This is a genomic window from Salinifilum ghardaiensis, from assembly GCF_054491345.1.
This window is the reverse complement of sequence record NZ_CM137101.1, coordinates 407,062-426,799: the sequence shown is the minus strand read 5'-3', so window position 1 is coordinate 426,799 and position 19,738 is coordinate 407,062. Positions and strand designations below refer to the sequence as shown.

Below are 19,738 nucleotides of genomic sequence, written 5' to 3'. Positions count from 1 at the left end.
GGCCGGCCCCTCCGGGCCGGCGTGGGATCCGTCGGATCGCAGCCGGCAACGCTCGTTGCCGCTGCATCACTGCAACCAGCATCATGCTTGCTCGCGCCGGCGCACAACAGTCTCCGCACCCACCGGCGAGCCGCCGCCGGGTGAACGGCGGCCGGGGCCCGCGCACGAGCCCCGGCCGCCGGAGTTCCGCTGCCGCGTCAGCCGCCCGCCGCGGCGAGCACGGCGCGTCCCGTGAGCACCTCGGCGAGCTGGCGGCGGTAGGCCGGATCCGCGTTGGCGTCCTCGGCCGGTTCGGTGCCCTCCGCGGCGTGCCGCGCGGCCTCCCGCACCGCCTCGGAGGTGGCGGGCTGGCCCAGCAGGGCCTGTTCGACCGCGGTCGCGCGCACCGGGGTCGGGCCCATGTTGGTCAGGCCGATCCGCGCCTGCTCGATCGTGCCCCGGTCCACCCGCACCGCGGCGGCCACGCCCACGATGGACCAGGCCTGCGCGACCCGGTTGAACTTCTCGTAGTGGCCCTGCCACCCCGTCCACTTCGGCATGCGCACCTCGACGAGGATCTCGTCCGGCTCGCGCGCCGTGGTGAAGTAGTCGCGGAAGAACTCCGCGGCGGCAACGGTGCGCCGGCCCGACGGACCGGCCAGCACCATCTCCCCGTCCAGCGCGAGCACCGGGGCCGGCAGGTCGCCCGCCGGGTCGGCGTGCGCCAGCGCGCCGCCGAACGTGCCGCGGTGCCGCACCTGCGGGTCGGCCACGGTGCGCGTGACCAGCGGCAGCAGCGCCGCGTGCTGGCGCACGAGCTCGTCGCGCATGACGTCGTGGTGCGTGGTCATCGCCCCGATGACCAGCATGTCGCCCTCCTCGCGGACGCCGCGCACCTCCGGGATGCGGCCGAGGTCGATGACCGTCCCCGGGTCCGCCATCCGCATGCGCAGCACCGGCAGCAGGCTGTGCCCACCGGCCAGCACCGTGGCGTCCTCGCCCGCGGACGCCAGCGCGGCGACCGCCTCGTCCACGGTGGACGGTGCTTTGTACTCGAATTGCGCCGGAATCACTGGGAACCTCCCTGCCGGGCCTGGTTGATCGCGTGCCACACCCGGTTCGGCGTGCACGGCATCGGTACGTCCTGCACTCCGTCGGGACGCAGCGCGTCCACGACCGCGTTGACCACCGCCGGGGTGGAGGCGATCGTGCCCGCCTCGCCCACGCCCTTGACGCCCAGCGCGTTCGACTCCGCGCGCGTCTCGGTGCGGTCGGTGGTGAACTCGGGCAGATCCATCGCCGAGGGGATGAGGTAGTCGGCGAACGTGGCCGTGGTCAGCGTGCCCGACTCGTCGTAGGCGGCCTCCTCGTAGAGCGCCTGCGCGATGCCCTGCGCCAGCCCGCCGTGCACCTGGCCCTCCACGATCATCGGGTTGACCACGGTGCCCACGTCGTCGACGCAGACGTAGGAGCGCAGCCGCACCCCGCCGGTCTCGGTGTCCACCTCGGCGGCGCACAGGTGCGTGCCGTGCGGGAAGGAGAAGTTCTCCGGGTCGTAGGTGGCCTCGGCGTCCAGCCGGGGTTCGGTGCCGTCCGGCAGGTCGTGCGCGGTGAACGCGGCCAGCGCCACGTCGGCCAGCGTCGTCGACCGGTCCGTGCCCCGCACCCCGAAGCGCCCGCCGGAGAACTCGACGTCGGCCTCGGAGCACTCCAGCATGTGCGCGGCGATCGGCTTGGCCTTCTCCAGCACCCTGTCGGCGGCCTGCACCACGGCCATGCCGCCCACGGCCAGCGAGCGCGAACCGTAGGTGTCCAGCCCGCGCGGCGAGCTCTGCGTGTCGCCGTGCAGCACCTCGACGTCGTCGAAGTCGACGCCGAGCCGTTCGGCCGCGATCTGGCTCCACGCGGTCACGTGCCCCTGCCCGTGCGGCGAGGTGCCGGTGACGACCTCGACCTTGCCGGTGGGCAGCACGCGGATCGCGGCCTCCTCCCAGCCGCCGGCGCCGTAGGACAGCGAGCCGAGCACGCGCGACGGCGCCAGGCCGCACATCTCGGTGAACGTGGACACGCCGATGCCCAGGCGCACCGTGTCGCCGCGGCGGTTGCGCTCGTCCTGCTCGGCCCGCAGCGCATCGTAGTCGAACAGCTCGGCGGCGCGGTTCGTGGCCGCGGAGTAGTCCCCGGAGTCGTAGGTCAGCCCGGCGACCGTGTCGTAGGGGAACTCGTCGATCCAGTTCTTCCGCCGCACCTCGAGCGGATCCATGCCGGCCTCCGCGGCCAGCTCGTCCATCATCCGCTCGATGCCGAACGTGGCCTCCGGCCGCCCCGCGCCGCGGTAGGCGTCGGTCGGGGTCTTGTTGGTGAACACGTTCGTGCAGCTGAAGTGGTACGCGGGGAACTTGTAGATCGCGTTGAACATGAGCGCGCCGAGGATCGGCACGCCCGGTGTGACCAGGCGCAGGTACGCCCCCATGTCGGCGAGCAGCTCCACCTTGAGCCCGGTGACCGTGCCGTCGGACCGCGCCGCCAGCGACAGCCGCTGCAGCTGGTCCCGGCCGTGGTGGGCCGACACCATCGCCTCCGAGCGGGTCTCGGTCCACTTCACCGGAACCCCGAACTCCTGCGCGGCGAGGAAGGAGAGCACCTCCTCCGGCGTGACCTGCAGCTTGCCGCCGAAGCCGCCGCCCACGTCGGGCGCGATCACGCGGATCTTCTGCTCCGGCACGCCCAGCGTCATCGCCAGCATGAGGCGCAGGATGTGCGGCACCTGCGTCGCCGAGTACACGGTGAACTGCTCCCCGGTGGGGTCGACGACGACCGAGCGGGGTTCCATGAACGACGGGATGAGTCGCTGCTGCCGGAACGTGCGGTCGACGCGGATGTCGGACTCGGCCAGGGCGCGTTCCACGTCCCCGCCGGTGCCGGCCTGGGCGGAGTCGAACGTCCAGGTCGCGTTGCGGTTGGTGCCGAGGTCCTCGTGCACCAGCGGCGAGTCCGCCCGCAGCGCCGAGTCCATGTCGAGCACCACCGGCAGCTCGTCGTAGTCCACGTCGATCGCGTCCATCGCGTCGTGCGCCTCGGCCGCGCTGCGGGCGGCGACCAGGGCCACGGCCTCACCGGCGAAGCGGACGGTGTCCACGGCCATCGGCGGTGCGGACGGGTGCGCCATGTCCTCGGTGATCGGCCAGGCGCAGGGCAGGCTGCCCTGCTTGTCGGCGAGGTCCCGGCCGGTGAGCACCGCGCGCACACCGGACATCTGCCGGGCCTCGGTGGTGTCGATGCTGGTGATGCGGGCGTGCGCGATCGGGCTGCGCAGGAGCGCCAGGTGCAGCGTGCCCGCGGGGGTGATGTTGTCGGTCCACCGGGTGCGTCCGGTGATGAGGCGGGCGTCCTCCTTGCGCGGGCGGGCGCGCCCGAGTTCCGGTTCCGCGACTGATGTCATGCCTGCCGACCTCCGGTGACCTCGTGCGATTCCTCGGCCGCCGGCGTGCGCGGCGAGGGTGTGGTGCCTTCAGCGGCGGGTTCCACCGGCTCCGCACCGCTGCCGCGCATGCGCTGGGCCGCGTCCGAGACCGCGCGCACGATGTTCTGGTAGCCGGTGCAGCGGCACAGGTTGCCCTCGAGCCCTTCGCGGATGCTCTCGGAGTCCGGATCGGGGTCCTCGGCGAGCACGTCGAGGGCCTGCATGATCATCCCCGGCGTGCAGAAACCGCACTGCAGGGCGTGGTTGTCGTGGAACGCCCGCTGCATCGGGTGCAGCTGGCCGTCGCTGGCCAGTCCTTCGACCGTGGTGATGTCGCTGCCGTCGGCCTGCACCGCCAGCACGGAGCAGGACTTCACGCTGCGCCCGTCCATGTGGACGGTGCAGGCTCCGCAGTTGCTGGTGTCGCAGCCGACGACGGTGCCTGTTTTGCCGATCCGCTCCCGCAGGTACTGCACGAGCAGCGTGCGGGGTTCGACTTCGTCGGTGTATCGCGTTCCGTCGACTGTGACGGTGATCCGCGGCATGGGGGCCTCCCTGGGTTCCGTCCGGGACGCGGACGCGAACGAGCGGTTCCCGGTTTGCGTGGTGGGAGCGGTGCGGACGAGCCGGACGAGTCCGGATCCGGGTCGGGCGCGCGGCGCGCCCGACCCGGATCGTCGACTCCCGACGGTGCGCGCTCCGGCACCACCGCAGTGGGTGGACCGCTGCCACCGACTCCCCGGACTCCTCCGCCCGAGTGACTCATGTCACTGGCTCCGAGCGTGCTACGGCCACCCGCTCGGAGCAAGTGAACACGCCAGATCGTCACCCACCTGGACGCCGCGGTTCGCGCAGCGACCGGGCCCGAGCGGAACCGCGCGCACCCGGACACCGCGGTCCGGCCGCAGCACCCGGTCCACGCGGGAGCGGACCGGTCGCGCGGGAGCGGGTCAGTCGCGCGGGAGCGGATCAGTCGTGGTGGATCGCGCCGGTGGTCTGCGACAGCCTGCTGCCGTCCCCGCCCCACCGGGTGGCGATGAGCTCCGCCGCGATCGACACCGCCGTCTCCTCCGGGGTGCGCGCACCCAGGTCCAACCCGATCGGCGAGGCCAGCAGCGCGATCTCGCCCTCGGTCATGCCGTTGTCGCGCAACCGCTGCACGCGGTCCTCGTGCGTGCGCCGCGAGCCCATCGCCCCGACGTAGCCGACCTCGTTGCGCAGCGCCACCTCCAGCACCGGCACGTCGAACTTCGGATCGTGCGTGAGCACCATGACCGCGGTGCGCCGGTCCAACCGGCCCGCCTCCGCCTCGGCGGCCAGGTAGCGGTGCGGCCAGTCCACGACGACCTCGTCGACCTCCGGGAACCGGCTGCGCGTGGCGAACACCGGCCGCGCGTCGCACACCGTCACCCGGTAGCCCAGGAACGAGCCCATGCGCGCCATCGCCGCGGCGAAGTCGATCGCGCCGAACACGAGCATCCGCGGAGCGGGCTCGAAGGAGTTCACGAACACCCGCATGCCCTCGCCGCGGCGCTCGCCCCGCGCGCCGTACTCGAGCGTGCCGCTGCGGCCGCTGGCGAGCATGCCGCGCGCGTCGTCGGCGACGGCGTCGTCGACGCGGCCGGTCTCGATCCCGCCGGCCGAGCGGTCCTCCCAGACCACGAGCCTGCGGCCCACCCAGCCGGGTTCGGGGTGCTCCACGACCGTGGCCACGGCCACCGGTTCCTCCTGCTGGACCGACTCGACCACGCCGCCCAGCTCGGGGAACGCCTCCGCGTCGATGCGCTCGACGAACACGTCGAGGATGCCGCCGCAGGTCAGCCCCACGGCGAACGCGTCGTCGTCGCTGACGCCGTAGCGCTGCAACGCCGGCTCGTCGCCCTCGAGCACCGCCCCCGCGCGTTCGTAGACCGCGCCCTCGACGCACCCGCCGGAGACGCTGCCCACCGCTTCGCCCTGCTCGGTCACCAGCATCGCGGCCCCGGCGGGACGCGGCGCCGACCGGAACGTGGCGACCACGGTGCCCAGACCCACCGACTCGCCGGCCTCCCAGTGCTTCGCCAATCGGTCGAGGACGTCACGCACCGCGCACCTCCAGTCGTCGAAACCGTCCGCGCGTCCCGGAGGAGTTCCCGAGTCGCGCACGCCGCGACACCCTAGCGACCGCGGGCCCCGCCGGCCACGGTGTTGCCGCCGTCGTCCGGGACCCCGGCCGCCGGAGCGACCGGTTCCCCACCAGAGTGCGCCAACCGGTGCACCCACGACCAGAGCTCGCGCAGCGCCTCCAGGCTGTGGCCGGCGATCATCCGGTCAACGTACGGCAGGGCCGCCGCGATTCCCGACTGCACCGGCCGGTACTCGGGGCTGCCCGCGTGCGGATTCGCCCACAGCACCGCGCGCGCCAACCGCCGCAGCCGCCGCGTCTGCGCACCCAGCTCACCGGCGTCGCCGCGTTCCCAACCGTCGGAGAACAGCACCACGACCGCGCCGCGGGCCAACCCGCGCTGCCCCCACCGGTCGAGGAACACGCGCAGCGTGTCGCCCAGCCGCGTCCCGCCGGAGAAGTCCGGGACGACGCGGGAGGCCGCCGCCAGCGCCGCCTCCGGATCGCGCTGCCGCAGCTGACGGCTCACCCGCGTCAAGCGCGTGCCCAGGGTGAACACTTCGGTGCTGCGCGGTGCGCGCCGCGTGACCACGTGCGCGAACCGCAGCAGCGCGTCCGCGTACGGGGCCATCGACCCGGACACGTCGACGAGCAGCACCACGCGCCGCGGCCGCCGCGAGCGGCGCTGGCGCGGCATGCGCACCGGTTCCCCGCCGGACCGCACCATCTCCCGCAGCACCGCCCGCGGGGACAGCTCGCCCCGCCGGGAGCGGCGCAGCCGCAGCGCGGGGCGGCTCGGCGGATCCGGCCGCAGCACCGAGAGCAACCGCCGCAGGTGCTCCCGCTCCGCCTCGCCGAGATCCGCGATGTCGCGGTTGCGCAGCACCTCCGCGTCGCTGGCCGCGGCGGCCAGCGGGTCGTCGGCCGCGCGTTCCTCCGCGTCCTCGGGCGCGGAGAGCGCGGCGATGCGCGCCGGCCGCGGCCGCGGCCGCTGCTCGACCGGCCGCGGCGGGGAGCTGCTGCCGAACCAGCTGGCGAACGCCGCGTCGTAGGTCGGCAGGTCGTCCGGCTCCGAGCACAGCGTCACCCGCCCCGCCCAGTACACGCCGCCGCGGTCGCCGAGCCCGACCGCGGCGGCCGCCTCGAGGAACGCCTGCACCCGCGTCGGTCCGCAGGCCATGCCGGCGTGCCGCAGCGCACGGGCGAACCCGAGCAGCCCGGTCAGCCCCGTCGGGGAGCCGTCAGCCGCGGCGGCGCCTGCGTCACCGGCGGCGCCGCCCGTCGGGGAGCCGTCACCGGCGGCGCCGGGCTCCCGGGCACCGTCCGCGGGCGCGTTCCCGTCCGCTCGCATGCGCCGGTCACGTCCCCAGCACGTCCGCGGCCCGCACGCGTTCGGCGTCCTCGCGGTACTTCAGCACCGCGCCGAGGGTGTGCGCCGCGGTCTCCGTGTCCAGCTCGGTGCGGTCCAGCGCCACCAGCGCCTGCGCCCAGTCCAACGCCTCGGCCACGCCCGGTGGTTTGAGCAGCTCCAACCCGCGCATCCGCTGCACGGCCCCGGCGACCTGCTCGGCCAGCCGCTGCTCGATGCCGGGCAGCCGGCGGCGCAGGATCGCGGCCTCCCGCTCCAGCGAGGGGTGCTCCAGCCAGTGGTACAGGCAGCGGCGCTTCAGCGCGTCGTGCACCTCGCGCGTGCGGTTCGACGTCAGCAGCACGATCGGCGGCTCCTCCGCGCGCACCTCGCCGAACTCGGGGATGCTCACCGCGTACTCGGACAGCACCTCGAGCAGGAACGCCTCGAACTCGTCGTCGGCGCGGTCGATCTCGTCGACGAGCAGCACGCACGGGGCCTCCCGCAGGGCGCGCAGCAGCGGGCGGTCCAGCAGGAAGCGCGTGGTGTACAGCGCGGACTCGGTGTCGTCCACGTCCAGCGGCTCCTGCGAAGCGGCCTCCACGGTCCGCAGGTGCAGCAGCTGCCGCGGGAAGTCCCAGTCGTACAGCGCCTGCGCGGCGTCGATGCCCTCGTGGCACTGCAGCCGGATCAGCCGCAGCCCCAGCGCGCCGGCCAGCGCCTGCGCCAGCGCGGTCTTGCCCGTGCCGGGCTCGCCCTCGCACAGCAGGGGGCGGCGCATGCGCATCGACAGGAACGCCGAGGTCGCGATCCCGTCGTCCGGCAGGTAGCCGGTGTCGTCCAACGCCCTCGCCACATCGGACGGGTTCTGCATCCCGAACGCGTCTTCCACCGCCATGCCGCCGAGCCTATGCCACGCACCGCGCCCGGGGCGATCGCCGCGGCGGCCGCGTCCGGGGAGAATCGGCGCGGAGCGGCCCCAGCGGGCGCCTCCCGACGACCGAACTCCCAGCGACCGGATCCCCGGGGACCATGAGCCGATTCGCAGCACTGCCCGCGCACGTCGAGACCCACCTCGGCCCGGTGCTCGGCGCGGACAGCAGGCAGACGGACCAGCGCCTGCGCGACTACCACCTGGTGCACTGCCGGCAACCGGACGGCGCGCACGTGTCGGTGCTGTCCAGCGGGCTGCGCGAGGAGCTGTGCGGTGCCCCGCTGCCGCAGGAGGTGCTGTGCACCGTGCGGGCCGAGCAGCGGCACTACGCGCGCCACCTGACCGGCGTGGTCGCCGAGCTGCTCACCGAAACCGGCAGCCGCGTCGGGTACGGCGCGCTGATCACCAACGACCGGCTGCTGCTGCCGGACACGGAGATCGCCGGCGCGCTGGCCGCGCCGCACCCGTACCTGGACGAGGAGTTCGACGTGCTGCTCGACGAGCACGGCGAGCCCGCGCTGCAGCTGGTCACGCTCATCCCCGTCAGCCGCGGCGAAGCGCAGCTCGCGGCGCGGGAGGGCGCGGACGCGCTGTACGACCGGTGGGAGCAGCAGCAGGTGGACCTGCGCGACGTCCACCGGCCCGCCGCGGCGTAGGCCGGGACGTCGGCGGGTCGCCCCCCGCGGGGCGAGCCCCTCCGGCAGGGCCGGCGCCGACGCGCTGCGCTGCCGCGGCGCGCTGCCCGGTCGTTGCGTGCGCGGGGTTGCGCGGCCCCTCCGGGTACCGCGTGGACACGCAAGGCTGGGAGCCCCCCGAACTCGGGGCCGCGGGGGCGTTGGACGCGCGGGACCCGAGTTCGAGGGGAGGTGGAGGCCGTCGGACAGCTCAGCACCAGCACCGCACGGGAGGAGCCCCGCGGAGCGGGCCGCGGGAGAGCCGTGCGGAGCTGAGTGCCGGAGCCGTGCGACGTGAGCTGCCTCCGGTCTACCGGAGTTGTGCCTTCGGAGGTCCACCTCGCGCAGGGTGTTACACCTGCGCCGGTCCGGGGGTTACGCGCAGAGCCGGGATGGTGGCCGGGGTGCCGCGAGCGTGTGCGTCAGGGCCTACGACCGACAGGGCCGGGTCCGCCTAGATCCTGCGTTGCCTGACGCGCGCGGTTCACGCCCTCTGACGGCGGTCCGCACGGCTGTGAACCGTGGCCACGACGTTCGTCCGTGCCCGCAGCGTGCGTGGGTCCGCTGTGGCGGGAGCACCTTCCGGGCGGTATGCTCAGCCCTAGCTTTTTTGTTTGGTCGCACTTACAAAATAGCAGGGTTGGCCCCGGGGAAACCCGGGGCCTTCTCGTTTCCCGGGGCGCCCGTCCCTCCCGTTTCCGCAGCGCACGCTGGGTGGAATGGGTTCTCGCGACCCGCGGCAGAGCCGCGCGGAGCTGCGGGAACGCCAGCGCGGCGATCAAAGTTCACACAGGAGTGCGAGTCCGGGTGTCGACCCCCGGTTCACCGCTTCCGCTCAGCCTTCCCGCTTGCGACGCGCGAGCTCGTGCATCTCCTCGACCACCGCGGACTTCTTCCAGCGGTACTGGCCGCCCGGCGTGACCAGCGCGGGAGTGATGAGCCCTTCCCGCGCGTAATGGCTGATCGTCCTGCGAGCCAAGCCCAGCTTCTCGGCGAGCTGCGAGCTCGTGATGAGCGGCTCTTCATCGTCCTCCACGCAACGAGAGTGCGTGCCTCCATTGCCTCCTCGCGCGGTATCCTGCCTAACTCGAACGAGTTTACCTTCATTGCCTACTATGCCTTGTTGTCTCTATTTTCGGTGCCATGAGGCCAAGGGAGCTGCTGCGAGAGGACCCGGCGGTCATCGCGCCACCCCTCCGGATGTCGCAGCCGGACGGGTGGCGCAAGGCCAGGCCGGAGGAGACCGAAACTCAGCGGATCGACCGGGTATCGCGGTCGTGCTGGTACTGCGGTCGGGAGTTCCCGCGTGCCGGGGCGGAGCTGGACGCGCACGAGGATCGGCATTGAGCGCTGGCGCCCGCGGCGTACTTCGACAGACACGTGCTCAGCGGCCGCTCCTCGACGATCCGCTGGGCACGTGTCGTGCGGCGCCCCGGCTCGGCACGTCCCACCAGATCGCGCCGGGCGAGACACGCGCAGGTGCAGCTCAGGCGTCGGGGATGTTCTTCAGGACCTCGCTGGCCATGGTCTTGGTGAATGCGCAGGAGTCCTGCATTGCAGGATCCTTGTCGCCGAAGCGTGTGAAGTTCACGGCGAAGGCAGCAGTTTCGGAGACGGCGAACTGGATCCGGCAGATGTTGTTCTGGTTGGTTTTGATCATGCCGGGGTACCCGTGGAGCTCGGTCGGGTTGAAGTCGCCGAACTTCTTGGCGTTCTTGTACATAGTCTCGACGCCGATCTGATTCTGCTGCGTCACGGCGATGATGCCGTTGTCGCTTTCCCACTCGCAGGACGCGTCTCCCCACACGGATTCGTCTGGCCTGGGAGTCCCCCCGAGGTTGTGCTGCTCCAGCTGTTCTGACGTGAACAGGTCACAGGCACCGGCGACCGCCTGCAGATTCTTCGGCTGCTCGACCGGAGGTGTGTCCGGCTGCTTCTGAGACGTCTGCGCCTGGCTGGTGGGCTGTACGGACGACGAGTCGGTGCCGGTGGACATGGCACAGCCCGCGAGACCGAGGGCGCAGAGCAAGGCGGCGGTGGCCAGGGTGGTGCGGCGGAGCACGGTAATCCTCACAGTTGTCGGGGAGTCGCTTCGTCGTCGGTGGCCCGGTAGTCGCGCTGAGCGGCTTCGAGCTGCTCGATTTGACCGTCCAAGCGCTCGATGGTCTTGGACACGACCCAGGTCAGTTTGCCCGGCTCGTCACCAGCCATGCTCGCCAAGGATTGCGCTAGTGGGTCGTCCAAGATCGTTGGTCGGTTAATTGATCTGCGTGGTGATGAGTCAGGCTGGTTCTCACGTGTCGAGTGTGGGAGGTGGCGATGGCTCGTCGTCCGGAGGTGTTCGTCCGGTCGCTGTCGATGGCGGAAGGCCATCAGCTGCAGCGGATCAGCCGGAGGGCGAAGGATCCGGTCAAGCTGCGCAGGGCGATCGTGGTGCTGATGTCCGCCCAGGGGCAGGCGGTTGCCGACATCACCTCGTTGATGCAGGTCAGCGACGACTATGTGCGTGATGTGATCCACGCGTTCAACGAGCGGGGGTTTGATGCGTTGCACCCAAAATGGAACGGGGGACGTCCTCGCAAGATCAGTGAGCAGCTTCGTGAGCGGATCTGCTTGATCGCCCGGACGTCCCCGGCTGACTGGGGTATCACGGCGTTTTCGACCTGGTCGCTGTCCAAGCTGCGCGAGCACCTGATCCAGCGGTGCGCAATCGTGGAGCTTTCGACCGAGACGTTGCGGCAGATCTTGCGGGCCGGTGGCGTGTCGTGGCAGGCCACAACCACGTGGAAAACCTCCACTGACCCGGAGTTCCTCACCAAGATGCACCGCATCCTCGCGCTGTATGACCAGCCGCCCGCCGACGGGCGCGTGGTCTGCGTCGACGAGTTCGGGCCGCTGAACCTGCTGCCCCGCAAGGGCAAGGCTTGGCGACCGTGCCAACAACCCCGACGCCAACGCGCGACCTACCACCGCCATGACGGGGTCATGCACATGCTGGCCGCTCTCGATCTGAACAGCGGAAAGATGCACTACCGCATCCGCAACCGCAAACGCCATCGCGAATTCCTCGACCTGCTCACAAGCTTACGAGCCCGATGGCCCGGCGAGAAGCTCTACATCGTCTGCGACAACTTCTCGCCGCATCGTCACCCCGCAGTGCGGACCTGGGCCGCTGCCCACCACGTCGAGCTCGTCTTCCTGCCCACCTACGGATCCTGGCTGAACTGGATCGAGTCCGAGTTCGCAGCCCTGCGCTATTTCACGCTTGATGGCACCGATCACCGCAGTCATGCCGAACAGAACGCTGCCATTCGCGCCTATGTGCGCTGGCGCAACGCCCGCGCTCTGCCCAAGACCGGATTCGCCACCGACTCACCCATCCGCACCTGGACCCATTACCCGGCCAAGGTTGCCTGACGCGCCACTAGCTTCTGGCTGACCTCGTCCTCGGCGGGACGAGGCTGTTCACGCAGTTGATCGGCTTTCCGTTGGATCGCCTGCAGCTTCTGCCGAGCCTTCTTGTACTGGGCGACGAGCTCCGGGATGCGTTCGACGTCGACGCTGAACGAGGCCTGCTCCACCCCGCCGCTTCCGTCGTTGACGTAGGTGTTCACCGTCGCCAACTGCTGCATCGCGATGCCGATGCCCGGCAACGGCTGCCCCGAACCCGCTGCGGTGGTGTCGCTGCTGAGCGTGGTCGGCAGTGGCAGCGGCGGTGCGGCGGCGTTCGGATCGGTCGCGTCCTCGGCCATCCTTCCCCCAAACTGGATCTCGATCAGTCCTGATCCGCAAGCGCACTCTACAGGCCCGCGCGGGCGCACGGGTGCGGAACCGGTGAAAACACCGCGATGAGAAGGGCCGCCGCGAAAGACGACGCGCTTCCGGGACACGCGCAGCGATCCACCTCTGAAACCGGGCTTGCGACAGTGCAACGCAACGGCTTTCAGTGCGGGTTCGGCGCGCCCCGGTGAGCGCAGCCGGTTTCCAGTGGCCAATGGGTCGGGACGATTCCCACGAACGGCCCCGAGCATCCGCGAGCGACTGCTACCTTCACCGGCCGCAATCGAGGGATGCGAGGAGCGAACATGACGGACAGCGGCACGGGGTTCGCCGTCGACCTGTACCGCTTGGAGAAGGTCGCCAAGGACCGCCTGCCGACGGTGTCCACCGTCTACGGCAGAGCCGTCGGCATGTGCCAGGACGCCGAATCCGCGCTGAGCGGCATCTCCGACGTGCCGGAACAGTTCCACGGCGCAGGAGGCTCGGTCTCGCACGCGTACGGCCAGCTGCACAGCGCGATCGTCGACGTGCTGAAGTCGACCAGGACCAGCCTGGACGACACGGCGGACGCGCTGCACGAGGCTGTGCAGATGTACGCGGACACCGACCAGGGCATCTCGGAGGAGCTCGACCAGCTGATGCAGCAGCGGGGCGCCCCGAAGCCGGAGGGGAACTGATGAGTCCCGAGGAGCTGATGCAGAAGGCGAAGGAAATCGAGCGGAGCGCCGCCGACGCGGAACACCGCCAACTGTCCCAAGCTGTTGGGCCGGAGCGGGGCGCACCGCCCATCGATTACGGGAGGATCCAGGAGAAGTACCAGAACTGCGCGCAGCCCCTGTTCGAGCCCTTCACCCGGATACCCCACCCGGGTTCGCACCAGAGCACGATCGACGACCTGCACGATGCGATGGGCTGCCTGTCGCACGGCGCGCACATGAAAGACCCCATCAGCGGGGACTCCATCGGCGCGAACAAGGACCTGCAGGCGATCGAAACGGCGGGCGATGACCTGAACGGCTGGAGCGGCGCGGCCGCGCACGCGTTCAAGGCCAACTTCCTCGACCCGTTCCCCGCCGTTGCGACCAACCAGTTCCTCGTGCTGGGCATCATGAAGGGCGCGGTCGAGGCGGATCAGGAGCTCTGGAGGAGAACGGAAACAGACATCCTCGATATCGCCAACCAGACTCTTCGTGCACTGGACAACGTGGGCAGCTGCGGCAAGAGCGACTTCGAGTTCACGTTGTCGGTGGCCAGCGCGGTGGCGGCGATCGGCGCCATCCCGTTCACCGGTGGTGCCTCGGCCGCCTTCGCGGCCGTGGGTGCGGCCTCGGCCGTGGGAGGCGCGGCCCAGAAGGGCTACGAAGCGGTGAAGGGAAGCGGCGGGTCGGCGGAGCAGGTCGTGAACTCGATGAAGAGCGCGATCGACAAGCTCACCGAGCACATCCGCGAAAAGCAGGGGGAGATCACCAAGGCGCTGAACGGATACGCGGGCGAGGTCGGCCAGCAGAACAGACCGAACTCGCCGTTCGTCTCGCCGCGGCCGGAACTCGCCGGCATCGAGGGCGAGGCGCTGACCAGCAACAAGGGTGTCGGCGGCCACGACTAGGAGGAACGACAGCAGTGGGTGAGCTGGCCGAGCGGCTGGACAACATCCGGGTGCGGGCGAATGCCCCGGGCATGGACGTCCAGGCCGAGCTGCACAACCGCGCCGAATTCACGCTCTCGTTCGGGGAGAGCGTCTACGAGTTCGCCGACGAACGCGCCCTGGAACGGGCGCTGGCGAGCATGGCCCGCCTGCTGTACGCGGGGTGGCAGCGGCAGTACCGGGAGGCCGTCGAGGCGGCGGGGCTGGACATCGACCCGCAGGATCAGCACGACTTCAACTTCCAGGAGGAGTGCCGGGCGGTCGAGTCGCACGGCGAGTCCAGCGACGGCCGCTTCGCGCTGTCCGCCGTGGGCATGGACGAGTTCTCCGCGCGGATCCAGCGCGGCACCGTGCGCGAGCTGGGCGAGGGCGAATTCGCCGCGCGGGTCACCGAGGCGGCGAACCTCCTGGTCGCGGACTACCAGGCGAAGACGACCGAGCTGAAGATGAGGTACTACGGATGACCGGGCGCGCGTTGCGGATCGCCGCCGTGCTGCTGGTGGGTCTCGGAGTGGTGTCGGCGTGTTCCTCCGACCGGCCGAGGGACATATCGATGGACGACGTGAAACCCTGCGAGCTGATCGACCAACCCTCAGTCGGACAACTGCAGATCAGCCAGGAAGCGCAGAAACTCGATTCCGTCCCGGGGATCGACACCGAAGGGAACACCTGCTTCTACAGTGTGGACACGGGTACCACCCTGTACGTCAGCGCGATCACGAATCACGGGATCGACCGGTGGACCGACCCGCCGTTCGACGATGCGAGGTCCGAAGAGTCTCCCCGCATTCGGGGGCATCGCGCGGTCAAGGTGTGGTACGACAACGAGCGTCCGGACCCGGATCACGAGTGCAGGACCTACGTCGACGTGGCCGACGGCCAGTCGCTGCGAGTCAGGGTTGATCGTTCCTTCAGCGAGGACGACCCACCGACCTGCGACACGGCCCGCCAGTTCGCCGAAGCGGCGATGAAGGGCCTCGCCGGCTGAGCACGGTGAGCGCCTCACCGCGCGGGGCACCGCGGCCGGGCGCCCACGCGCCCGGCCGCGACACCGCGCAGCGGCCTGCCAGCAACGTCATCGCTGCGGAACCGGGAACTGCTCGAGCGGCGTGCCCGTTCGAAGGCAGGTGGTCGCGGTCAGCCGGGACGAACCTCCCGGCCGGCCGCCCCTGCGGGCCGCACCTCACCGCGGGCGGCACCGAGCAGCCCCCGGTCAGGGGCGCCTGCGGGTCCGCTCGGGGGCGTCTCCGGGGCGCCACCGGACGTGCCGGCCCGGATCGCGGCGGCATGGTGCCGGTATGACCGAGAACGCGCACACCGCCCCCACCGCACCCCCGCACTCGACCGACGCGCACGCCGAGGCCTCGGCGACCCCGCGCACCGCCGACGCGCACACCGCCGGGGACGCCCCGCGGCGGTTCCGCCGCGACCGCGGCGACGCGATGCTCGCCGGCGTCTGCTCGGGCGCGGCGAACCTGCTCGGCATCGACGCGACGATCGTCCGCGTGCTGCTCGTCGTCGGCACCCTGCTCGGGTTCGGGACCGGGATCCTGCTCTACCTCGCCTGCTGGATCATCGTCCCCGAGCAGCGGTGACGGCCTCGTCGACCGCGCGGATCGGCGGCCGCACGCCCGGACGCGCCGGCCCGCCAGGCAAGCGGCGAAGCCGCTTCCTCGTCACGCACGCAGCCCGACCCACCGGGGTTCTCCGGCGCTGGGCCTCGCGAGGACAGCCCCGGCAGTGCTGCCCCCGTCCGGGGAGGGTGGTCGGGGGCAGCTGGGCCCCGCCGGAGGTTCCCCCACCCGACCCGCTACGCCAGCCACCCCGCGGACTCCCTTCTTCACAGCTGCGGCGCGCCGGCCACGAACTCGTCGAGCACCCCGTCGGCCAGGCGCACCGGCCCCTGCGGCCGCGTCTCGCCGGGGATCGTGCGCACCTGCTCGGCCTGCTGCTGCGCCCGCGCGGCCCGGTCGAACTCCGCCGCGGCCCGCTGCCGGTCGCCGCCCACCCGCGCCTGCAGGGCGTTGACGGTGTGCACGAGCGCATCGCCGGACAGGTCGGTGGCCCGCAACCACGGTTCGGCGTCGGCGACGAAGTTCGCATCGGCGCCCTGCCGGATCCGCTCGGGCGCGCCCTGGACGCGTTCGGCGTAGCGGCGCAGCTCGGCCACGGCCGCCGCCCGGTCACCCCGGTCCCAGGCCGCGCGGAAGGAGCCGATCCGCTCGGCCAGGCGCGGCGCGGGCGGCAGCCACGGCTCGCCGTCGGCCAGCGGTGCGCGGTGGTTCAGGTCGAAGAAGACCACGAGCGCCTCGGCGGTGCGCCGGTCGGGGCGCAACCCGGGCTCGCCGAGGAAGCTGTCCCCGGCGAGCTGGTCCGCGGCGGCGCGCCAGGCGCGCCGCGGGTCGAAGTCCTCGTCGTTCCAGGCGAAGGCGGCGGCGCCGACCTCCACGACCTTGCTGGCCGCCGCCTGGTTCATCGGGTTGACCACGACGCCGCTGATGTGCTCGGACAGCCCCTTCTCGCGCTCGGCGTACGGGCCGAGCATCAGCCGCCCCTCGGCCGCGTCGAAGTCGTTGACCGGGTAGTTGTCCCAGATCATCGGCGAGCGTCCCCAGACCTCCTCGGCCTGCCGCGCGTCGGCGGTGGTGATGCCGTCCGGGATGACGCCGTCGCCGGTCCACATCAGCTGCACGTCCGGGTCGAGCGCGCCGCGCAGCGCGGTCTTGTAGGGCGAGTCCTCGATCTCGGAGTACTCGGTCGGCACGGTCTGCAGCGGCTCCGCCCCCGGGTGCGTGGCGATGAACTCCCGCTGCACCCGGTTGAGCACCTCGGCCTGCGCGCGGCCGGCCGCCTCCGGTGACGCGGGCCCGTACGCGGCCCGGTCGCCGGCGCAGTTCCACGAGGCGTAGTCGATGTCGTCGAAGAGCACCTGGAAGTCGCGCACGCCGTTGTCGTAGAGCTGCTGCAGCTTGCCCTGCAGCTGCGCCACGTCCTCCGGGTCGCTGAAGCACAGCGACGTCCCCGGGTGCAGCGCGAAGGTGAACTTGACGTGGTGCCGCTGCGCCTGCCCGATGAGCTCGCGCAGTTCGCCGAGCTCGTCCTCCGGGTACGGCTCGTACCAGCGCTCGCGGTGGTACGGGTCGTCCTTCGGCGCGTAGACGTAGGTGTTGAGCTTGTTCTCGCCGTAGAAGGCGAGCTGGTCCATCCGCTCCTCGTGCGTCCACGGGCTGCCGTAGAAGCCCTCGATGGCCCCGCGGATCGGCGTCGCGGGGGCGTCGGTGACCTTGGCACCGGCGATCCGCCCGGGCGAGGTGAGCTGCCGCAGCGTCTGCACCCCGTAGTAGGCGCCCGGGGTCGCCTGCGCGCCGATGACCACCTGGGGCGTTTCCGCGTCGGCGATCACCGCGAGCTGGTAGCCCTCCTCCCCGAGCTTCTCGCTCGCGTCCATGCCTGCGCGCTGCAGGCCGCGCATGTTCGTGGCGCCCGCCCGGTTGCCGATGCGCACGCGCAGCGCGGCGCCCTCGGGGCGCTGGCCCGGTTCGCGCTCGAGCACCCGCTCGGCGCCGGCCTGCCGCAGCACGCGCTTCGCCAGCTCCCGGGTGGGGCGGTCGGCCAGCGGGTCGACGACGAGGTCGACCGTGCCGGTCACGCGGACGTCGTCGCCGAGGCGGGAGATCTCGCTGGGCTGCGGGGTCACGCGGGGCAGCGGGCCGGAGGCGGGCACGGGGTCCGGTGGCTGCGGGGGATCCGCCGTGCCACCGCCGCCCTGCGGGGAGCCGCCGGTGCACCCGGCGAGCACGGTGGCGCTGAGCAGCAGCGCCACTGCGCAGCGCCAGGAGCTGGGGCTCTGGAACCCGCGGTGGAACATCCCGCCTCCCAACCGGAGTCGTGCCGTCGTGCCTCGACGCGGAGACCGGATCATCCTCGCACGCCCGCCCGCCGGGACCGCGGTGGCGCGCCCCGGACGCGAAAGGGGCCACCCCCGCCGGAGCGGGAGTGACCCCTTCGCAGACAGAACCAGGCGGAATCCCACTCGGGGCGGGACGGCCGGGGCGGTCTTACATCATGCCGCCCATGCCGCCCATTCCACCCATGCCACCCATGGGGTCGCCGCCGCCGGCGGCTTCACCGCCGCCGCCGTTCTTCTCCGGCTTGTCGGCGACCACGGCCTCGGTGGTCAGGAACATGCCGGCGATCGAGCCCGCGTTCTGCAGCGCGGAGCGGGTGACCTTCGCCGGGTCGATGACGCCGGCGGTGAGCAGGTCCTCGTACTGGCCGGTCGCGGCGTTGAGGCCCTGGCCGGCCGGCAGGCCGCGGACCTTCTCCACGACGACGCCGCCTTCCAGGCCGGCGTTGACGGCGATCTGCTTGAGCGGGCCCTCGACGGCCAGCTTCACGCTGTTGGCGCCGGTGGCCTCGTCACCGGTGAGGTCGAGGTCGTCGAAGGCGTTCTGCGCGGCCTGCAGCAGGGACACGCCACCGCCGGCGACGATGCCCTCCTCGACGGCGGCCTTGGCGTTGCGGACCGCGTCCTCGATGCGGTGCTTGCGCTCCTTGAGCTCGACCTCGGTGGCCGCACCGGCGCGGATGACGGCGACACCGCCGGCGAGCTTCGCCAGGCGCTCCTGCAGCTTCTCACGGTCGTAGTCGGAGTCGGAGCGCTCGATCTCGCCGCGGATCTCGTTGACGCGGCCGGCGATCTGCTCGTCGTCACCGGAGCCCTCGACGATGGTGGTCTCGTCCTTGGTGATGACGACCTTGCGCGCCTGACCCAGCAGGTTCAGCTCGGCGTTCTCCAGCTTGAGGCCGACTTCCTCGCTGATCACGGTGCCGCCGGTCAGCACGGCCATGTCCTGCAGCATGGCCTTGCGGCGGTCGCCGAAGCCCGGGGCCTTGACGGCGACGGACTTGAAGGTGCCGCGCATCTTGTTGACGACCAGGGTGGCCAGCGCCTCGCCCTCGACGTCCTCGCAGATGATCAGCAGCGGCTTGTTGGCCTGCATGACCTTCTCCAGCAGCGGGAGAACGTCCTTGATGTTGGAGATCTTGGAGCTCAGCAGCAGGATGTACGGGTCGTCCAGCGACGCCTCCATCCGCTCCTGGTCCGTGACGAAGTAGGGCGAGATGTAGCCCTTGTCGAAGCGCATGCCCTCGGTGAGCTCCAGCTCCAGGCCGAAGGTGTTGCTCTCCTCGACGGTGATGACGCCTTCCTTGCCGACCTTGTCCATCGACTCGGCGATCAGCTCGCCGATCTGGTCGTCACCGGCGGAGATCGCGGCGGCCGAGGAGATCTGCTCCTTGGTCTCGATCTCCTTGGCGTTCTTCAGCAGCTGCTCGGAGATCGCCTCGGTGGCCTTCTCGATGCCCCGGCGCAGGGCGATCGGGCTGGCACCGGCGGCGACGTTGCGCAGGCCCTCGCGGACCAGCGACTGCGCCAGCACGGTGGCGGTCGTGGTGCCGTCACCGGCGACGTCGTCGGTCTTCTTCGCGACCTCCTTGACGAGCTCCGCGCCGATCTTCTCCCAGGCGTCCTCGAGCTCGATCTCCTTGGCGATCGACACACCGTCGTTGGTGATGGTCGGCGCGCCCCACTTCTTCTCGAGCACGACGTTGCGGCCCTTGGGGCCGAGCGTCACCTTGACGGCGTCGGCGAGGGTGTTCATGCCGCGCTCGAGACCGCGGCGGGCGTCCTCATCGAACGCAATCATCTTGGCCATTGCGGTGTGGTCCTCCACCTGTCTGGGAGCCGCGGAAGCGCCGGTGCGCTTCCCGGCAGGACTCGTGCTCGGCCAGGCCCGGTGCCCGCGACGG

20 protein-coding genes are annotated in these 19,738 nt (G+C 71.5%); 8 read left to right on the top strand and 12 right to left on the bottom strand.

The window, feature by feature from the left end; genetic code table 11:
• Positions 1 to 197: 197 nt before the first annotated feature.
• From ACVGV0_RS01915 to ACVGV0_RS01890, 6 genes are all read right to left on the bottom strand, one after another.
• Positions 198 to 1,052 carry an FAD binding domain-containing protein gene (locus tag ACVGV0_RS01915; RefSeq protein WP_459158124.1) on the bottom strand — a complete coding sequence of 285 codons (855 nt, stop codon included), beginning with the start codon at positions 1,050 to 1,052 and terminating at the stop codon, positions 198 to 200.
• Positions 1,049 to 3,421, bottom strand: a complete 2,373-nt coding sequence (locus ACVGV0_RS01910; protein WP_459158123.1) for a xanthine dehydrogenase family protein molybdopterin-binding subunit — start codon at positions 3,419 to 3,421, stop codon at positions 1,049 to 1,051. Before ACVGV0_RS01910 ends, ACVGV0_RS01915 begins: the two co-directional genes overlap by 4 nt.
• Positions 3,418 to 3,987 carry a (2Fe-2S)-binding protein gene (locus tag ACVGV0_RS01905; protein ID WP_459158122.1) on the bottom strand — a complete coding sequence of 190 codons (570 nt, stop codon included), beginning with the start codon at positions 3,985 to 3,987 and terminating at the stop codon, positions 3,418 to 3,420. The genes ACVGV0_RS01910 and ACVGV0_RS01905 overlap by 4 nt, the downstream gene beginning before the upstream one ends.
• A gap of 424 nt (positions 3,988 to 4,411) precedes the next feature.
• Positions 4,412 to 5,527 carry an XdhC family protein gene (locus ACVGV0_RS01900; protein ID WP_459158121.1) on the bottom strand — a complete coding sequence of 372 codons (1,116 nt, stop codon included), beginning with the start codon at positions 5,525 to 5,527 and terminating at the stop codon, positions 4,412 to 4,414.
• Between the two features lie 71 nt (positions 5,528 to 5,598).
• Positions 5,599 to 6,726 carry a vWA domain-containing protein gene (locus ACVGV0_RS01895; RefSeq protein ID WP_459159889.1) on the bottom strand — a complete coding sequence of 376 codons (1,128 nt, stop codon included), beginning with the start codon at positions 6,724 to 6,726 and terminating at the stop codon, positions 5,599 to 5,601.
• A 178-nt stretch (positions 6,727 to 6,904) separates the two neighbouring features.
• Positions 6,905 to 7,792, bottom strand: coding sequence for an AAA family ATPase (locus tag ACVGV0_RS01890; protein ID WP_459158120.1), 888 nt, complete (start codon positions 7,790 to 7,792; stop codon positions 6,905 to 6,907).
• Positions 7,793 to 7,926: 134 nt separating this feature from the next.
• Between ACVGV0_RS01890 and ACVGV0_RS01885 the strand changes: the two genes are divergently transcribed.
• Positions 7,927 to 8,484 carry a suppressor of fused domain protein gene (locus tag ACVGV0_RS01885; RefSeq protein WP_459158119.1) on the top strand — a complete coding sequence of 186 codons (558 nt, stop codon included), beginning with the start codon at positions 7,927 to 7,929 and terminating at the stop codon, positions 8,482 to 8,484.
• Positions 8,485 to 9,337: 853 nt separating this feature from the next.
• On the opposite strand, the gene ACVGV0_RS01880 is transcribed toward ACVGV0_RS01885, so the two are convergent.
• Complete coding sequence (locus ACVGV0_RS01880) at positions 9,338 to 9,538, bottom strand: MerR family DNA-binding transcriptional regulator (RefSeq protein WP_459158118.1); 201 nt, start codon at positions 9,536 to 9,538, stop codon at positions 9,338 to 9,340.
• A gap of 107 nt (positions 9,539 to 9,645) precedes the next feature.
• Here ACVGV0_RS01880 and ACVGV0_RS01875 point away from each other — a divergent pair, with 107 nt between their 5' ends.
• Positions 9,646 to 9,849 carry a hypothetical protein gene (locus tag ACVGV0_RS01875; protein WP_459158117.1) on the top strand — a complete coding sequence of 68 codons (204 nt, stop codon included), beginning with the start codon at positions 9,646 to 9,648 and terminating at the stop codon, positions 9,847 to 9,849.
• A 139-nt stretch (positions 9,850 to 9,988) separates the two neighbouring features.
• On the opposite strand, the gene ACVGV0_RS01870 is transcribed toward ACVGV0_RS01875, so the two are convergent.
• Both ACVGV0_RS01870 and ACVGV0_RS01865 read right to left on the bottom strand, forming a co-directional pair.
• The gene (locus ACVGV0_RS01870) at positions 9,989 to 10,564 is read right to left on the bottom strand and encodes a DUF3558 domain-containing protein (protein ID WP_459158116.1); all 576 of its coding nucleotides are present in this window, start codon (positions 10,562 to 10,564) and stop codon (positions 9,989 to 9,991) included.
• An 8-nt stretch (positions 10,565 to 10,572) separates the two neighbouring features.
• Positions 10,573 to 10,713, bottom strand: a complete 141-nt coding sequence (locus tag ACVGV0_RS01865; protein ID WP_459158115.1) for a hypothetical protein — start codon at positions 10,711 to 10,713, stop codon at positions 10,573 to 10,575.
• A 108-nt stretch (positions 10,714 to 10,821) separates the two neighbouring features.
• Here ACVGV0_RS01865 and ACVGV0_RS01860 point away from each other — a divergent pair, with 108 nt between their 5' ends.
• On the top strand, positions 10,822 to 11,919 hold the full coding sequence (locus tag ACVGV0_RS01860) for an IS630 family transposase (protein ID WP_459158114.1): 1,098 nt from the start codon (positions 10,822 to 10,824) through the stop codon (positions 11,917 to 11,919).
• Here ACVGV0_RS01860 and ACVGV0_RS01855 read toward each other — a convergent pair.
• The gene (locus ACVGV0_RS01855; protein WP_459158113.1) at positions 11,898 to 12,254 is read right to left on the bottom strand and encodes a hypothetical protein; all 357 of its coding nucleotides are present in this window, start codon (positions 12,252 to 12,254) and stop codon (positions 11,898 to 11,900) included. The two genes, ACVGV0_RS01860 and ACVGV0_RS01855, sit on opposite strands and share 22 nt — an antisense overlap.
• Positions 12,255 to 12,587: 333 nt before the next feature.
• Here ACVGV0_RS01855 and ACVGV0_RS01850 point away from each other — a divergent pair, with 333 nt between their 5' ends.
• The 5 genes from ACVGV0_RS01850 (at position 12,588) to ACVGV0_RS01830 (ending at position 15,522) form a co-directional block, all read left to right on the top strand.
• Positions 12,588 to 12,959, top strand: a complete 372-nt coding sequence (locus ACVGV0_RS01850) for a type VII secretion target (RefSeq protein WP_459158112.1) — start codon at positions 12,588 to 12,590, stop codon at positions 12,957 to 12,959.
• Positions 12,959 to 13,888, top strand: coding sequence for a hypothetical protein (locus ACVGV0_RS01845; RefSeq protein ID WP_459158111.1), 930 nt, complete (start codon positions 12,959 to 12,961; stop codon positions 13,886 to 13,888). The genes ACVGV0_RS01850 and ACVGV0_RS01845 overlap by 1 nt, the downstream gene beginning before the upstream one ends.
• 14 nt (positions 13,889 to 13,902) lie before the next feature.
• Positions 13,903 to 14,391 carry a hypothetical protein gene (locus ACVGV0_RS01840; protein ID WP_459158110.1) on the top strand — a complete coding sequence of 163 codons (489 nt, stop codon included), beginning with the start codon at positions 13,903 to 13,905 and terminating at the stop codon, positions 14,389 to 14,391.
• On the top strand, positions 14,388 to 14,915 hold the full coding sequence (locus ACVGV0_RS01835; protein WP_459158109.1) for a DUF3558 family protein: 528 nt from the start codon (positions 14,388 to 14,390) through the stop codon (positions 14,913 to 14,915). Before ACVGV0_RS01840 ends, ACVGV0_RS01835 begins: the two co-directional genes overlap by 4 nt.
• Before the next feature lie 310 nt (positions 14,916 to 15,225).
• Positions 15,226 to 15,522: a PspC domain-containing protein gene (locus tag ACVGV0_RS01830; protein ID WP_459158108.1), complete on the top strand. Its 297-nt coding sequence runs from the start codon at positions 15,226 to 15,228 to the stop codon at positions 15,520 to 15,522.
• 245 nt (positions 15,523 to 15,767) lie between these two features.
• Here the strand turns inward: ACVGV0_RS01830 and ACVGV0_RS01825 are convergent, their stop codons facing one another.
• Both ACVGV0_RS01825 and groL read right to left on the bottom strand, forming a co-directional pair.
• Complete coding sequence (locus ACVGV0_RS01825; protein WP_459158107.1) at positions 15,768 to 17,795, bottom strand: beta-N-acetylhexosaminidase family protein; 2,028 nt, start codon at positions 17,793 to 17,795, stop codon at positions 15,768 to 15,770.
• Positions 17,796 to 17,985: 190 nt separating this feature from the next.
• The gene (gene groL, locus ACVGV0_RS01820; protein ID WP_459158106.1) at positions 17,986 to 19,644 is read right to left on the bottom strand and encodes a chaperonin GroEL; all 1,659 of its coding nucleotides are present in this window, start codon (positions 19,642 to 19,644) and stop codon (positions 17,986 to 17,988) included.
• Positions 19,645 to 19,738: the final 94 nt, after the last annotated feature.